At 69.8% G+C, this 14,349-nt stretch carries 13 protein-coding genes; 8 read left to right on the top strand and 5 right to left on the bottom strand.

What is annotated here, in order from left to right; translation table 11 throughout:
• Positions 1 to 3 precede the first annotated feature (3 nt).
• The 4 genes from ACEN96_RS25340 to metK all read right to left on the bottom strand — a co-directional run bounded on the left by ACEN96_RS25340 (position 4) and on the right by metK (position 4,616).
• The gene (locus ACEN96_RS25340) at positions 4 to 1,101 is read right to left on the bottom strand and encodes a DNA glycosylase AlkZ-like family protein (protein WP_495585783.1); all 1,098 of its coding nucleotides are present in this window, start codon (positions 1,099 to 1,101) and stop codon (positions 4 to 6) included.
• A gap of 57 nt (positions 1,102 to 1,158) precedes the next feature.
• Positions 1,159 to 2,169: a GGDEF domain-containing response regulator gene (locus ACEN96_RS25335; protein WP_495585782.1), complete on the bottom strand. Its 1,011-nt coding sequence runs from the start codon at positions 2,167 to 2,169 to the stop codon at positions 1,159 to 1,161.
• Positions 2,170 to 2,256: 87 nt separating this feature from the next.
• Positions 2,257 to 3,315: a GGDEF domain-containing response regulator gene (locus tag ACEN96_RS25330; protein ID WP_495585781.1), complete on the bottom strand. Its 1,059-nt coding sequence runs from the start codon at positions 3,313 to 3,315 to the stop codon at positions 2,257 to 2,259.
• Between the two features lie 122 nt (positions 3,316 to 3,437).
• Positions 3,438 to 4,616 carry a methionine adenosyltransferase gene (metK, locus tag ACEN96_RS25325; RefSeq protein WP_495585780.1) on the bottom strand — a complete coding sequence of 393 codons (1,179 nt, stop codon included), beginning with the start codon at positions 4,614 to 4,616 and terminating at the stop codon, positions 3,438 to 3,440.
• A gap of 161 nt (positions 4,617 to 4,777) precedes the next feature.
• Between metK and ACEN96_RS25320 the strand changes: the two genes are divergently transcribed.
• From ACEN96_RS25320 to ACEN96_RS25295, 6 genes are read left to right on the top strand one after another with little or no spacing between them, the layout of a single operon-like run.
• On the top strand, positions 4,778 to 5,668 hold the full coding sequence (locus ACEN96_RS25320; protein ID WP_495585779.1) for an LpxL/LpxP family acyltransferase: 891 nt from the start codon (positions 4,778 to 4,780) through the stop codon (positions 5,666 to 5,668).
• Positions 5,669 to 5,677: 9 nt separating this feature from the next.
• Positions 5,678 to 6,556: a diaminopimelate epimerase gene (gene dapF / locus ACEN96_RS25315; RefSeq protein ID WP_495585778.1), complete on the top strand. Its 879-nt coding sequence runs from the start codon at positions 5,678 to 5,680 to the stop codon at positions 6,554 to 6,556.
• Positions 6,553 to 7,251: a DUF484 family protein gene (locus ACEN96_RS25310; RefSeq protein ID WP_495585777.1), complete on the top strand. Its 699-nt coding sequence runs from the start codon at positions 6,553 to 6,555 to the stop codon at positions 7,249 to 7,251. The genes dapF and ACEN96_RS25310 overlap by 4 nt, the downstream gene beginning before the upstream one ends.
• A complete protein-coding gene (locus ACEN96_RS25305; RefSeq protein WP_495585776.1) occupies positions 7,229 to 8,176 on the top strand; it encodes a tyrosine recombinase XerC in 948 nt (315 codons plus the stop codon). Before ACEN96_RS25310 ends, ACEN96_RS25305 begins: the two co-directional genes overlap by 23 nt.
• A 13-nt stretch (positions 8,177 to 8,189) precedes the next feature.
• On the top strand, positions 8,190 to 9,806 hold the full coding sequence (locus tag ACEN96_RS25300) for a hypothetical protein (RefSeq protein WP_495585775.1): 1,617 nt from the start codon (positions 8,190 to 8,192) through the stop codon (positions 9,804 to 9,806).
• Between the two features lie 15 nt (positions 9,807 to 9,821).
• Positions 9,822 to 11,003: a class I SAM-dependent rRNA methyltransferase gene (locus ACEN96_RS25295; RefSeq protein ID WP_495585774.1), complete on the top strand. Its 1,182-nt coding sequence runs from the start codon at positions 9,822 to 9,824 to the stop codon at positions 11,001 to 11,003.
• Between the two features lie 223 nt (positions 11,004 to 11,226).
• Here ACEN96_RS25295 and ACEN96_RS25290 read toward each other — a convergent pair whose 3' ends face one another.
• A complete protein-coding gene (locus ACEN96_RS25290; protein ID WP_495585773.1) occupies positions 11,227 to 11,712 on the bottom strand; it encodes an Lrp/AsnC family transcriptional regulator in 486 nt (161 codons plus the stop codon).
• A gap of 149 nt (positions 11,713 to 11,861) precedes the next feature.
• Between ACEN96_RS25290 and glmS the strand changes: the two genes are divergently transcribed.
• Both glmS and ACEN96_RS25280 read left to right on the top strand, forming a co-directional pair.
• Positions 11,862 to 13,736 carry a glutamine--fructose-6-phosphate transaminase (isomerizing) gene (gene glmS, locus ACEN96_RS25285; protein ID WP_495585772.1) on the top strand — a complete coding sequence of 625 codons (1,875 nt, stop codon included), beginning with the start codon at positions 11,862 to 11,864 and terminating at the stop codon, positions 13,734 to 13,736.
• 196 nt (positions 13,737 to 13,932) lie between these two features.
• Positions 13,933 to 14,334 carry a hypothetical protein gene (locus tag ACEN96_RS25280; RefSeq protein ID WP_495585771.1) on the top strand — a complete coding sequence of 134 codons (402 nt, stop codon included), beginning with the start codon at positions 13,933 to 13,935 and terminating at the stop codon, positions 14,332 to 14,334.
• The last annotated feature ends 15 nt before the right edge of the window (positions 14,335 to 14,349 follow it).

The following is a 14,349-nucleotide window of genomic DNA, read 5'->3' as shown; positions in this document are numbered from 1 at the left end:
GGCTCAGTCCATGAGTCCGAGGAACGCCGCCATGCCGGCGTAGGCCTCGTCCAGCGCGGCGCGGAAGGCCGCGTCGCGCGGGCGCTTGCCGATGAAGCCGAGGTCCGGGACCAGCGTCCCGTCCTCGACCTTCAGGTTGGCCCAGCCGATCACCTGCTCGCCCCAGAGCATGGGCAGCGCGTAGTGCCCCATCGTCCGCCTGGCCGCCGGGGTGTAGGCCTCGAAGCGGTAGGCCCAGCCCCACAGCCGCTCGAAACGGCGGCGGTCCCAGACCAGCGGGTCGAACGGCGCGAGGAAGCGCAGCCGGTCCGGTTCGGGCCTGTGGGCGCGCGAGGCGGGGTTCTCCTCGGCGGGCCAGTACCAGACCTCGCCGTCGACCTTCGCATGCGCCCAGCGCGACTTCGCGTGCTTGAGCACGTCCCGGGCCTCCGCCTTGAGGTGCGGCGCGCCGTAGCCCAGCAGCGTCGTCAGGTAGCCCAGGCTCGGCGATGGCAGCGGCGCGTAGAGCGCCACGATCATGTCGAGCAGCGCGCCGGCGCGCTCGCGGCGGGCGCCGGGGCTGTCGTCCGGTGGCGCGTGCTCGATCGCCTCGTAGACCCGGGTGCCGGAGTCGCGCCGCGCCACGCGCAGCAGGCCGCGGTAGTGCATGCCGTCGAGCAGGTGCGTGCTGGCGTTGAGCTCGCCGCCCCAGTAGCCCTCGACGCGGCCGTGGCTGAAGGCCTTCAGCACCTCCTGCGGATGCGTGCGGCCGCGCGCGCGGATGAAGTCCAGCACCTCGGCGGCGCGCGCGTTCATCGCGTCGTCCCAGGCGCGGCGGGCGACGCGCGGATGCAGCAGCGCCAGCGTCTCGCGCGCCAGGAAGCCGTAGTTGACCAGGCAGTCCTCCTCGACCGCCAGCCGCGCGTAGCGCGCCTCGAGCTGGCCGGCGCGGTAGTCCTTCACCCGGTGCATCAGGATGAGGTCCTGTGCCCGCGCCGGCGCGCGGATCGGATCGGCCTGCACGAAGCCCAGGCGCTGGATCGCGCGCAGCAGCGTGGTCGGCTTGAAGAAGGTGCGGGCGATGGCATGACGCCGCAGCGCGTCGTGGTCGATCACAGGCATTCGGAAGCAGCGGTCATCGAAAGGCGTGACGGTAACCGCGGCGCGGCACGGGTTCTGTCAGGAGAGCGGCGCGAAGCCGCTGGGCGCCTGCTCGACGGTGTCCATCTGCATCTCGAAGCTGAAGAAGCGGTTGCGCCCCCGCGACTTCGCCGTATAGAGCGCGTCGTCGGAGCGCCGCAGCAGCCCCTCGACCGAGGTCTCGGCATCCGGCACGCAGGTCGTGATGCCGCCCGACAGCGTGACGTAGGACTCGACCGAATCCGGATGGCGCATGTTGCAGTTGCGCAGCGTGCGCATCACCGCTCGCGCGAAGGTCATCGCGCCGGAGCGCGGCGTGCCGGGCAGGATCAGCGCGAACTCCTCGCCGCCGTAGCGGGCGGCGCAGTCGCGCGGGCGCCGGCAGGTCTGCTGCAGCAACTGCGCGACCCGCTGCAGGCAGGCATCGCCGGCCAGGTGGCCGTAGCTGTCGTTGTAGCGCTTGAAGTGGTCGATGTCGCACAGCGCCAGCGTCAGCGGCTGCTGGTCGCGCCGCGCGCAGGCGATCTCCTGCGCCAGCCGGGCATCGAAGGCGCGGCGGTTCATCAGGCGCGTCAGCGCGTCCTCGCCGGAGAGCTTTTCGAGCCGCTCATTGCTGTGACGCAGCTCGTCCGAGACCTCCTGCAGCCGCGCCTGCATGCGCCGCAGCCGCTGCATCGCGCGCAGCTTGGCCTGCAGCACCGTGTTGGAGACCGGCTTGACGAGGTAGTCGTCGCCGCCGGACTCGATGCCTTGCCAGAGATCCTGGTCGCGGTCGCGGCTGGACAGGAAGATGATCGGCGTCCAGCCGCCGCGCTCGTGCGCGCGCATCTGGCTCGCGACCCAGTAGCCGTCATGGCCAGGCATCTCGACGTCGAGCAGCACCAGGTCCGGGCGCTCGCCGTCGAAGCGCGTCAGCGCGCTGTCGCCGCCATCAGCCTCCAGCGTGTGATGGCCGATGGCCTGCAGCTGGCGGCACAGAAAACCACGCGTGCTGGCCTGATCGTCCACGACCAGGATGCGGAGCGGCGGCAGCGAGGCGGAGGGATCCATGGCCGGGCAGCATCGACGGGCGGCAGCAAGGCGTGCCGGAGCCGATTATGCGGGGCCGGTTCGGCTGCCGGGCAGCCTGGGCATGCCTCAAGTGGGGGAGGCCGGCGGCGGTGGCGCGGATGATGGCGCGGGGGCGGCTGGCGGGGCGGCCTGGCGGCGCTGCTCCTGCGTGTCCATCTGCATCTCGTAGCTGAAGAAGCGGTTCCGGCCGGTGGACTTGGCGTTGTAGAGCGCGTCGTCGGCGCGGATGATCAGGCCCTCGGCGCTGGTGCTCTCGTCGGGCAGGCAGGTGGTGATGCCACCCGAGAGCGTGAGCGTTCCGCCGGTGGGGGAGTCCGGGTGCGGGATCGCCGCCAGCTCCATCGTGCGCATCAGCGCGCGGGCATAGGTCATCGCGCCCGAGCGCGGCGTGTTGGGCAGGACCAGCGCGAATTCCTCGCCGCCATAGCGCCCGGCGCAGTCGCTGGGGCGGCGGCAGGTCTCCTTGAGCAGCTGGCCGACGCGGCGCAGGCAGGCGTCGCCCGCCACGTGGCCGGCGGCGTCGTTGTAGCGCTTGAAGTAGTCGACGTCGCACAGCATCAGCGTCAGCGGCTTGCCCTCGCGGCGGGCGCGGTCCAGCTCCTGCTGCAGCCGCGCGTCGAGCGCGCGGCGGTTCATCAGCCCGGTCAGCGCGTCCACGCTGGAGAGCTCCTCCAGCTGCGCATTGGCGGCGCGCAGGTCCTCGGACATCTGCACCAGCCGCGCCCGCATCTGCGCCAGGCGCTGCATCGCGCGCAGCTTGGCGTGCAGGATCATCGCGGAGACCGGCTTGACCAGGTAGTCGTCGCCGCCGGACTCGATGCCCTTCCAGACATCCTCGTCCTGGTTGAACTGCGAGAGGAAGATGATCGGCGTCCAGCCGCCGGGCTCGGCGGTGCGCATCTCGCGGGCGGTCCAGTAGCCGTCGTGGCCGGGCATCTCGACGTCCAGCAGCACCACGTCGGGCCGGTAGCGGCGGAACAGCTCCAGCGCCCACTCGGCGCTGTCGGCCTCCAGCACGCGGTGGCCGACGCGATCGAGCTCCGCGGTCAGCGCCACGCGCGTGGCGCTCTGGTCGTCGACGATCAGGATGGTCAGCGGGGACGGCGTGACGGGCGGGGCATGCATGCGTCGATTCTGCCGCGCCAGGGGCCCGCCGCCTATGCGCAGGGCCGCGCGAGGCGGCCCTGAATCAGGGGATCAAGTCAATGCCGTCCGGGGAATGTGCGGCAAATGACCGGGGAGAGGACTTACAGCCCCGCCGCGGCGCGCAGCGCTTTCGCCTTATCCGTGCGCTCCCACGAGAACTCCGGCTCCTCGCGGCCGAAGTGGCCGTAGGCCGCCGTCTTGCCGTAGATCGGACGCAGCAGGTCCAGCATCTGGATGATGCCCTTGGGACGCAGGTCGAAGTGCTCGTTGACCAGCGCGGCGATCTTGTCGTCGGAGATGACGCCGGTGCCCTCGGTGTAGACGGTGACGTTCATCGGACGGGCCACGCCGATCGCGTACGCGACCTGGATCTGGCACTGCTTGGCCAGACCCGCGGCCACGATGTTCTTGGCCACGTAGCGGGCGGCGTAGGCGGCCGAGCGGTCCACCTTCGTCGGGTCCTTGCCCGAGAACGCGCCGCCGCCATGCGGGCAGGCGCCGCCGTAGGTGTCGACGATGATCTTGCGGCCCGTCAGGCCGCAGTCGCCCTGCGGGCCGCCGATGACGAAGCGGCCGGTCGGGTTGACCAGGTACTTCGTGTCCTGCAGCCACTCCTTGGGCAGCACCGGCTTGATGATCTCCTCGATGACGGCCTCGTAGAACTCGGGCTTCATCTTGTCGCCCAGCGACATCTCGGGCGCGTGCTGCGTGGACAGCACCACGGTGTCGATGCTGTGCGGCTTGCCGTCGACGTAGCGCATCGTGACCTGGCTCTTGGCGTCCGGGCGCAGGAAGGGCAGGCGGCCGTCCTTGCGCAGTTGCGCCTGACGCTCGACCAGGCGGTGCGCGTAGTAGATCGGCGCGGGCATCAGCTCGGGCGTCTCGTCGCAGGCGTAGCCGAACATCAGGCCCTGGTCGCCGGCGCCGGTGTTCAGGTGGTCGTCGGAGGCCTGGTCCACGCCCTGGGCGATGTCGTTGCTCTGCTTGTCGTAGGCCACGAGCACGGCGCAGCCCTTGTAGTCGATGCCGTATTCGGTGTTGTCGTAGCCGATGCGCTTGATCGTGTCGCGGGCGACCTGGATGTAGTCGACGTGGGCGTTGGTCGTGATCTCGCCGGCCAGCACCACCAGGCCGGTGTTGCACAGCGTCTCGGCGGCGACGCGGGAGCGCGGGTCCTGGGCGAGGACGGCGTCGAGGATGGCATCGGAGATCTGGTCCGCCACCTTGTCCGGGTGGCCTTCAGATACGGATTCCGAGGTGAAGAGGAAATCGCTCGCCAATTTAAACTCCTGTGATTCAGTCTTCGGGCGTTGCCGTAACTGGGAGTCAGGCGGCGAACGCTTTAGCGGGATTTATGAGTCGCCCCGCAAGTTGTCCAGATTAACTCGGCGACATGGGGCCGCATTATAGGAAAGAGCCTGAGCAAGGCGTCGGACGGTCGATGGGAAAACTTGGGACTTATGCGCTGATCGGCCTGTTGTGGCTGCTGCACTGGCTGCCGCTGCGCTGGCTGGCGGCGTTGGGCTGGGGCCTGGGCGCGCTGCTGCATCGCGTGGCGGGATCGCGCCGGCGCGTGGCGCTGCGCAACGTGGAACTCTGCTTCCCCGAGAAGCCCCTGGCCGAACGCCAGGCCCTGGTGCGCGAGCATTTCGGCTGGCTGGGCCGCAGCCTGCTCGAGCGCGGCCTGCTCTGGTACGCGTCCGACCGGCGCCTGCTGCGGCTGATGCGCATCGAGGGCAACATCAAGCTGTCCGAACAGGTCGACCGGCCGGTGATGTGGCTGATGCCGCACTTCGTGGGCCTGGACTGGATCGGCCCGGCGCTGATGCTGAACCAGGCGCGCCCCGGCGCCAGCATCTACCAGCGGCAGAGCAACGCGCTGTTCGACGAGGCGCTGCGCAAGGCGCGCTCGCGTTTCGGGACGACCAAGCTGGTCGACCGCCAGGAGGGCGTGCGCAGCATCCTGCGGGCGATCCGCGACGGCTACTCCTTCCTGAACCTGCCGGACATGGACTTCGGCCCCAAGGATTCGGCCTTCGTGCCGTTCTTCGGCGTGCCGGCCAACACGCTGCTGGCGCCGGCCAAGATCGCCGAGACCATGAAGATGGTGGTGCAGCCGGTGATCGTCACGATGCTGCCCAAGGGTCAGGGCATCGTCATCCACGCCCATGAGCCGCTGCCGGACTACCCCAGCGGCGATGTCGAGGCCGACGCGCTGCGCTTCCACCGCTGGCTCGAGGACCGCATCCGCGAGCACCCGGCCCAGTATTTCTGGGTCCACAAGCGATTCAAGACGCGGCCGCCCGGCGAGCCGTCGCTGTATTCCCGATAATCCGCCCCCATGAAACTGCGCTTCACCAAGATGCAGGGCGCCGGCAACGACTTCATCGTGCTGGACGCCACGCGCCACCCGATGCCGCTGAGCGCCGACCAGCTGCGGCGTGTCGCCGACCGCCGCTTCGGCGTGGGCTGCGACCAGGTGCTGGTGATCGAGGCGCCGAAGACGCCGGACGTGGACTTCGGCTACCGCATCTTCAACTCGGACGGCTCCGAGGTGGAGCAGTGCGGCAATGGGGCGCGCTGCTTCGTGCGCTTCGTCGTCGACAAGGGGCTGACCGGCAAGCGCACCATCCGCGTCCAGACGATCAACGCGCTGCTCGAACTGCGCCTGCGCGAAGACGGCCGGGTCACGGTCGACATGGGCGCGCCGGTCTTCGACCTGCCCGCGATCCCGTTCGACCCGGAACGCGCGGCGGCCCGGCCGGCGGACGGCGGCTACGCGCGCTGGCCGCTGGACCTGGGCGATGGCATGACGGCCGAGGTCGCGGTGCTGTCGATGGGCAATCCGCACGCGGTGCAGCGGGTCGAGGACGTCGACCATGCGCCGGTGGGCATCGTGGGGCCGCTGGTCGAGAACCATGAAGCGTTCCCGCGCCGGGTGAATGCCGGCTTCCTGCAGGTGATCAGCCGCGGCGAGGTGAAGCTGCGGGTGTACGAGCGCGGCGCCGGCGAGACGCTGGCCTGCGGCACCGGCGCCTGCGCGGCGGTGGTGGCGGGCATCATGCTGGGCTGGCTGGACGAGGCCGTCGAGGTGCACACCCGCGGCGGCGACCTGCGGATCGAATGGGCCGGCATGACGCCGGGCGGCCCGGGGCTGTCGGCCCCGGTGTACATGACCGGTCCCGCGCAGACGGTCTTTGAAGGAGAAATCGAACTGTGAGCGGCATCGAAGGCATCACCGAACAAGACATCGCCGACTACCTGGCGAATGACCCGGCGTTCTTCGAACGTCACGCCGAGCTGCTGGCCAACGTCCGGATCTCGCATCCGCACGGGCAGCGCGCGGTCTCGCTGCAGGAGCGCCAGGCGGAGCTGCTGCGCGAGAAGATCCGCGGCCTGGAGCACAAGATCGTCGAGATGATCCGCAACGGGCAGGAGAACGTCGCGATCGCCGACCGGCTGCACCGCTGGACGCTGGCGCTGATGCTGACGCGCGACGAGCGCCAGCTGCCCGAAGTGCTGCTGCGCGAGCTGCGCCACCAGTTCCTGATCCCGCAGGCCAACCTGCGCCTGTGGAACGTCGACGCGGGCCACGCGCTGGCGCCGTTCGCGGCCGAGGTCAGCGCGGACGTGAAGACCTTCGTCGGCAGCCTGAACCAGCCGTACTGCGGCATCAATTCGGGGTTCGAGGCGGCGCGCTGGCTGGAGGACGACGTCGCCTCGCTGGCGCTGGTGCCGCTGACGGCCGGGGCGCCGGCGCAGCCCTTTGGGCTGCTGGTGCTGGGCTCGCCCGATCCGACGCGCTACACGGCCGAGATGGGCACCGAGTTCCTGTCCCGCGTCGGCGAGATCGCGAGCGCCGCGCTCTCGCGCCTGCTGGACGCCGATCCGCATGCCGCCGTCCAGCCTGACTGACCCGACTGACCTGACTGACGGGCAGCAGCGCTACCTCGATCACCTGCGCGTGCAGCGCCGCCTGGCGGAGCGCACGCTGACGCTGTATGCGGACGCGCTGCGGCGGCTGAGCGGCTTCGCCGCGGCCGAGGGCCTGGACCTGCTGCGCCTGTCCGCGCCGCAGGCGCGGCGCTTCCTGGCCAAACTGCATGGCGAGCGGCTCAAGCCGCGCACGCTGTCGCTGATCCTGTCGGCGTGGCGCGGCTGGTACCGCTGGCTGGGCCAGGACGGCCTGGTCGACGCGAACCCGATCACCGACCTGCACGCGCCCAAGCAAGGGCGGCCGCTGCCCAAGGCGCTCGGCGTCGACGACGCGGTGCGGCTCGCCGAGCATCATCAGGATCCCGCCGATCCGGCCGTGGAGGCGCTGGAGCGCTGCATCGTGGAGCTGCTCTACGGCAGCGGGCTGCGCGTGTCGGAGCTGGTGGGCCTGGACGTGCGCCACCACGCGGCGGCGGCCGGCTGGATCGTGCTGGATGCGGCCGAGGCGCAGGTGCTGGGCAAGGGCGGCAAGCGCCGCGCGGTGCCGCTGGGCAGCGCGTCGATGACGGCGCTGGGCGAATGGCTGGCGCTGCGCGGCCAGTGGGCGGCGGCGGACGAGCCGGCGCTGCTGGTGGGCCCGCGCGGCCGGCGGTTGAGCGCCGACCAGGTCCGCAAGCGCCTGAAGCAGCGCGCGCTGGCGGCGGGCATGCCCACGCATGTCCATCCACACATGCTGCGCCACTCGTTCGCGTCGCACCTGCTGCAGAGCAGCGGCGACCTGCGCGCGGTCCAGGAGCTGCTGGGCCACGCCAACATCAGCACCACGCAGGTCTACACCCGGCTGGACTTCCAGCACCTGGCCAAGGTCTACGACGCGGCGCACCCGCGTGCCCGCAAGAAATAACCGATTGATCCCGATGATCCGCTTCGTCCCGACCGCTTCGAACTTCCCGTCCCGTCCGCTGCTGCTGTGCTCGGCGCTGCTGGCGGCGCCGCTGCAGGCGCATGCGCAGGGCGGCGATGCGGCGCCATCGGCGCCATCGGCGTCGTCGGCCGCGGCCGGCCCGAAGGTGGTCACGGCGACGGACAGCCGCCCGGCCGCGTTCGAGCTGAACTGGACGCCGATGACGATGCCCACGGGGCAGAAGACGGCCTTCCTGGGTGCGAGCTACATGGTCGCGATCAACGAGGACTGGGGCCTGGGTCCGGCCGCGTACGGCGCGGCGCAGGGCCAGTTCGGCGGCCTGTTCACGGTGGGCTTCAACGTGCAGCGGCGCTTCCGGGTCGGGCAGGACTGGCACGTGGCGGCGAGCCTGTATGCCGGTGCAGGCGGCGGCGTGAGCTCGGACAAGATCCGCCCCGGCGGCGGGCTGATGCTGCGGCCGGAGCTGTCGCTGCGGCGCGAGTTCGGCAACTGGTACGCCGGCGTGGGCGTGTCGCACGTGGCCTTCCCCAATGGCAGCGGCAACATCAAGGACACCGGCGTGGCGTTCACGATCGGCCGGATGGACCGCTTCCTGAGCTTCTCGCCGAGCGAATCGGGCTCGCCGGGACGGGCGGGCGATCGCACGGGCATGGGCTTCGACGAGATCGCGATCAGCGCCGGCGTCGAGAAGCCGCGTGGCGGCAGCCGCACGCGCGGCGGCGTGCCGCTGACCAGCCGCAAGGGCAAGGCCGGCGCGGACCTGCGGCAGTACTTCGGCAACGGCGCGTCGTGGTGGGGCCTGGAGGCCTCGGGCGCCGCGGCGGGCGGACACGACGGCTACATGGAGATCCTGGCCAATGCCGGCCAGGACTGGGGCATCGGCAGCGAGCGGCTGCGCGTGGGCGGGCAGGTCTCGTTCGGCCTGGGCGGCGGTGGCGACATGGACACCGGCAATGGTTGGCTGGTGCGGGTCGGGCCGACGCTGCGCTGGATCACGCCGTGGGGGCCGACGTTGCGCCTGGACGCCGGCTACATGAAGGCGCCGTGGGGGCATTACGACTCGCTGCAGGTGCGCGGCTCGCTGGCGCTGCCGCTGGAGAAGGTGTCGCGCATCCTGAGCAGCCCGCCGCTGGAGTCGGGCACGGTGCGGGCGCAGACCTGGTACATGAGCGTGCCGCACTTCAAGGAATTCGTCTTCAAGGACGGCACGCGCGCCGGCGTGACCGGCCTGGGGCTGGGCATGACGCGCGACTTCGGCGGGCCGTGGTACGGCGTGGCGCAGGCGGGCAGCGCGGCGCTGGGCAAGGCGGGCGCGTTCTCGTACGGCATGTTCGGCATGGGCGCGCAGTCGCCCAAGTGGAGCGGCATGCGCGTGGGCGCGGAGGCGCTGGTCGGCGCGGCCGGCGGCGGCGGCGTGCAGGTCGGCGGCGGCGCGGTGACGCAGGGCGAGCTCTGGGGTCAATGGGAAGGCACCGGCAAGGACCGGCTGCGCGTGAAGGTCGGCGTGGGCCAGTGGAAGGCGCTGCGCGGCGACCGGCACAGCACGCCGATGGTCAGCCTGAACATCGGCTGGGCGTTCGGGACGCTGGGGCCGGCAGAGAAGCGCTGAGACAATCGCGACCCTATGAAAGTCATTCGTCTGCGCCCGGGCAAGGATCGCTCGCTGCTGCGCCGTCACCCATGGGTGTTCCAGGGCTCGATCGAGAAGGGCAAGGCCGACGCCGGCGAGACCGTGCGCGTGGAGTCCTCCGAGGGCCAGTTCCTGTGCTGGGCCTCGTTCAGCCCGGAGTCGCTGATCCGCGTGCGCGCGTGGAGCTTCGATGAGAAGGAGCGCATCGACGCCGCCTTCTTCGAGCGCCGCATCGCCGCCGCGATCGGGCTGCGCGCGCGCATGCCGATCGACTCGGACGCGGTGCGCCTGATCCACGGCGAGGCCGACGGCCTGCCGGGCCTGATCGTGGACCGCTACGGCGACACGCTCAGCGCGCAGTTCCTGTCCGCGGGCATGGAGCGCTGGAAGCAGACCATCGCCGATCAGCTGCTCGCGCAGACCGGGCTGTCGCGGCTGTATGAGCGTTCCGACGCGAATGTGCGCACGCTCGAGGGCATGGAAGCCGTGACCGGCTGGCTGCGCGGTGAGGGCGGGACCGAGCTGGTGATCTCGGAGAACCGCTGGAAGCTGAGCCTGGACGTGGCCGAGGGTCACAAGACCGGTTACTACCTCGACCAGCGCGACAACCGCCGCAAGTTCGCCGAGGTGGTCCGGCAATACGGCTGCCGCTCGGTGCTGAACTGCTTCAGCTACACGGGCGGCTTCTCCGTCGCGGCGCTGGCGGGCGGCGCGACGGAGGTGATCAGCGTCGACTCGTCCGGCCCGGCGCTGGCGCGGGCGACGGCTCACGTGGCGCTCAACGGCTTTGATCCGGCGCATCACACGGCGCTGGACGCCGACGTGAACCACACGCTGCGCGAACTGCTGAAGCAGGGCCGGCAGTTCGACGCGATCGTGCTGGATCCGCCGAAGTTCGCGCCGACGGCGGCCCACGCCGACCGCGCCGCGCGGGCGTACAAGGACATCAACCGGCTCGGCCTGATGCTGCTGAAGCCGGGCGGCCTGCTGTTCACGTTCTCGTGCTCGGGCGGCGTGGGGCCGGAGCTGTTCCACAAGATCGTCGCGGGCGCCGGCATCGACGCGGGCACGGACGGGCTGATCCTGGACCGCGTCGGCGCGACGCCGGACCATCCGCAGACCATCTACTTCCCCGAGGGCGAGTACCTCAAGGGGCTGCTCATCCTCAAGCGCTGACGGCGCAGGCCGCTGGCCCTCACCCCCGCCCTCTCCCGCAAGCGGGCGAGGGGGGTAGGAGCCGGACGCCGTCGTAGTAAACCCCCTCGCCCCACCGGGGAGAGGGAGGGGAGAGGGGGCTCGTGCCACAGCGCTGCTGCCCTTCGAAGCACCCCCTCTCCCCTGCCCTCTCCCCCCTCGCGGGGGGCGAGGGAGTTCATGCCGGCAGCAGCGGTGAATGCCCTCAGGGGCGTGCCGCCGGCAGGGCCAGGCGCGGCTCGAACTTCGCGCGCTTGACGCTGAAGAAGGCCTTCACGTTGCGGACGTTGGCGTGCTGCGTGAACAGCCGCTGCACCAGCGCGTGATAGGCCGGCATATCCGGCACCTGCAGCACCAGCACGAAATCCGGCCCTGGCGCGACGCGCCAGCACTGCTGCACCTCGGGCGCCGCGATGGCGAGCGCCTCGAAGGCGTCGAGGTGCTCGGCGCCCTGGCGGTCGAGGGTGATCTCGACGAGCGCCGACAAGCCCGCGCCGAGCTTCTCCGGCGAGAGGATGGCCACCTGCTTCTCGATGACGCCGGTTTCCACGAGCCGCCGGACGCGGCGCAGGCAGGTTGCCGGCGACACATGCGCGCGCTCGGCCAGGGCCTGGTTGGACAGCGACGCGTCCTGCTGGAGCAGGTCCAACACCCGCAGGTCGATCGCGTCGAGTGTGACTGGATATTCCATCTACACGTCTTCGGTGAAATTAATCGCCACGTTCATTCAACGATGACGAATTCTTTCATCGTTCATCGAATGTTGAAAGCATCTTGTTCCATGAGATGCCTAGCATCCCGACACTCTTTGATTCGTCCGGCACTGCCGGGGAGACCAACATGTGCGGCATCGTCGGCGCAGTCAGCCAGCAAGACATCGTTCCCATCCTGATCGAGGGCCTGAAGCGGCTCGAGTACCGCGGCTATGACTCCTGCGGTGTCGCGGTGCACCAGGACGGCCAACTGCGCCGGGCGCGCAGCACCTCGCGGGTGTCGGAGCTGCAGACGCTGGCCGGCCAGGACGGCGTGGCGGCGGGCACCGGCATCGCGCACACGCGCTGGGCGACGCACGGCGCGCCGGCGGTGCACAACGCGCATCCGCATTTCTCGCACGGCCCGGGCGCCGAGGCGCATCTGCAGCCGGGCCGCGTCGCGCTGGTCCACAACGGCATCATCGAGAACCACGATGAGCTGCGCGCCGAACTCAAGTCGCGGGGCTACGTCTTCAACAGCCAGACCGACACCGAGGTCATCGCGCACCTGGTCGATTTCCATTACCACGGCGACCTGCTGGAGGCGGTGCAGACGGCGGTCGGCCAACTGCGCGGCGCGTATGCGATCGCCGTGTTCCACAAGGACGAGCCGCACCGCGTGATCGGCGCGCGCGAGGGCTCGCCGCTGGTGCTGGGCGTGGGCGTCGACGCGCACGCGGGGGCGAACTTCCTGGCTTCGGACGCGATGGCGCTGGCCGGCGTGACGGACCAGATCGTCTATCTGGAGGAGGGCGACGTCGTCGACCTGCAACTGGGCCGCTACTGGATCAGCAACAAGGACGCGGCGACGGGCCGCTTCGTCACCGTCGCGCGCGAGGTGCGGACCGTGCACGCGCACAGCGGCGCGGCGGAGCTGGGGCCGTACCGGCATTACATGCAGAAGGAGATCTTCGAGCAGCCGGTGGCGATCGCCAACACGCTGGACGCGGTGACGGCGATCAGTCCGGAGCTGTTCGGCGATGGCGCGTACCGGATCTTCAAGGAGGTGGATTCGGTGCTGATCCTGGCGTGCGGGACCAGCTACTACGCGGGCTCGACGGCGAAGTACTGGCTGGAGAGCATCGCGAAGATCCCCACCAGCGTGGAGATCGCCAGCGAGTACCGCTACCGCGACAGCGTGCCGAATCCGCGCACGCTGGTGGTGACGATCAGCCAGAGCGGCGAGACGGCGGACACGCTGGCGGCGCTCAAGCATGCGCGCTCGATGGGGATGAAGCACACGCTGACGGTGTGCAACGTGCCGACGAGCGCGATGGTGCGGGAATGCGCGCTGGCCTACATCACGCGGGCGGGGGCGGAGATCGGCGTGGCGTCGACGAAGGCGTTCACGACGCAGCTGGTGGGGCTGTTCCTGCTGACGCTGGCGCTGGCGCAGACGCGCGGGCATCTGAGCGAGGCGCAGGAGGCGGAGCACCTGAAGGCGTTGCGTCACCTGCCGGTGGCGGTGCAGGCGGTGCTGGCGCTGGAGCCGCAGGTGATTGCGTGGAGCGAGGAATTCGCGCGCAAGGAGAACGCGCTGTTCCTGGGCCGCGGGCTGCATTACCCGATCGCGCTGGAAGGGGCGCTGAAGCTCAAGGAGATCAGCTACATCCACGCCGAGGCGTACCCGGCGGGCGAGCTCAAGCATGGCCCGCTGGCGCTGGTGACGGCGCAGATGCCGGTGGTGACGGTGGCGCCGAACGACACGCTGCTGGAGAAGCTCAAGAGCAACATGCAGGAAGTGCGCGCGCGGGGCGGGGAGCTGTTCGTGTTCGCGGACGGGGATACGCGGATCGATAGCGAGCAAGGGCTGCATGTGATCCGGATGCCGGAACACTACGGCGCGCTTAGCCCGATCCTGCATACGGTGCCGCTGCAGCTGCTGGCGTATCACACGGCGTGCGCGCGCGGCACGGACGTCGATAAGCCGCGGAATCTGGCGAAGAGTGTGACGGTGGAGTGAGGCAGGTCAGCTGACAAATGAAGGCCGGACTCGTGTGGACTGCCCACCGATGTCCGGCCTCTTTCCTTGGCGGGTTGTGTCCACCGCGCCCCGTTCAGGCAGCCCGTCGGTATGGAAAGCTATCCTCCCTCCCCGCGCGCCTTCGCCCGCCAGCCGGATTGACGAAGGGTTTTGCAGACCTTTCCTAGAGGTGCAAATGCCGTATGTCTTGACCTTCTCCAGGCAAGTCGAGATTTCAGATGCCGACCAGTACATCAACGACTGCTGCATTGGTGGTGACGTGGTTCTAGACCGGCTGCTTCCTGCGCTGAGGAGCAAGTACGGCAACGACCTGCAATCGAACCAGGAGGACTGGGGGTGGTTCGCCTGGTTCGAGGACGGACCAATCAAACTTGCAGTGGACATTTCAACCGACGACGACCGCTCGAAGTTTCAGATGCTGCTCACTTCACGCCGGGCTCGCTTCATCTTGAGTGACAAGGTCGAGGACTGCGCCGAGCTTGAAGCGCTTCGAGAACTGGTCGTACAGCAATTGACGGACTGGCCTGTTTCGAACCTCACGGTTCAACGGGTCAACGAGAAGTACCTTCCGACGTAACGGGCAACCGCGCCG

The sequence above is a fragment of the Roseateles sp. Mitsp63 genome (genome assembly GCF_059491535.1).
This window is presented reverse-complemented; position numbering and strand designations above follow the sequence as displayed.

What these genes read in the sequence shown, in the direction of transcription:
- glmS (WP_495585772.1), top strand. Translation starts at nt 11,862, where the DNA reads ATGTGCGGCATCGTCGGCGCAGTCAGCCAGCAAGACATCGTTCCCATC.
- ACEN96_RS25300 (WP_495585775.1), top strand. Translation starts at nt 8,190, where the DNA reads ATGATCCGCTTCGTCCCGACCGCTTCGAACTTCCCGTCCCGTCCGCTG.
- ACEN96_RS25290 (WP_495585773.1), bottom strand. Translation starts at nt 11,712, where the DNA reads ATGGAATATCCAGTCACACTCGACGCGATCGACCTGCGGGTGTTGGAC.
- ACEN96_RS25295 (WP_495585774.1), top strand. Translation starts at nt 9,822, where the DNA reads ATGAAAGTCATTCGTCTGCGCCCGGGCAAGGATCGCTCGCTGCTGCGC.
- ACEN96_RS25280 (WP_495585771.1), top strand. Translation starts at nt 13,933, where the DNA reads ATGCCGTATGTCTTGACCTTCTCCAGGCAAGTCGAGATTTCAGATGCC.
- ACEN96_RS25330 (WP_495585781.1), bottom strand. Translation starts at nt 3,315, where the DNA reads ATGCATGCCCCGCCCGTCACGCCGTCCCCGCTGACCATCCTGATCGTC.
- ACEN96_RS25305 (WP_495585776.1), top strand. Translation starts at nt 7,229, where the DNA reads ATGCCGCCGTCCAGCCTGACTGACCCGACTGACCTGACTGACGGGCAG.
- ACEN96_RS25340 (WP_495585783.1), bottom strand. Translation starts at nt 1,101, where the DNA reads ATGCCTGTGATCGACCACGACGCGCTGCGGCGTCATGCCATCGCCCGC.
- ACEN96_RS25335 (WP_495585782.1), bottom strand. Translation starts at nt 2,169, where the DNA reads ATGGATCCCTCCGCCTCGCTGCCGCCGCTCCGCATCCTGGTCGTGGAC.
- dapF (WP_495585778.1), top strand. Translation starts at nt 5,678, where the DNA reads ATGAAACTGCGCTTCACCAAGATGCAGGGCGCCGGCAACGACTTCATC.
- ACEN96_RS25320 (WP_495585779.1), top strand. Translation starts at nt 4,778, where the DNA reads ATGGGAAAACTTGGGACTTATGCGCTGATCGGCCTGTTGTGGCTGCTG.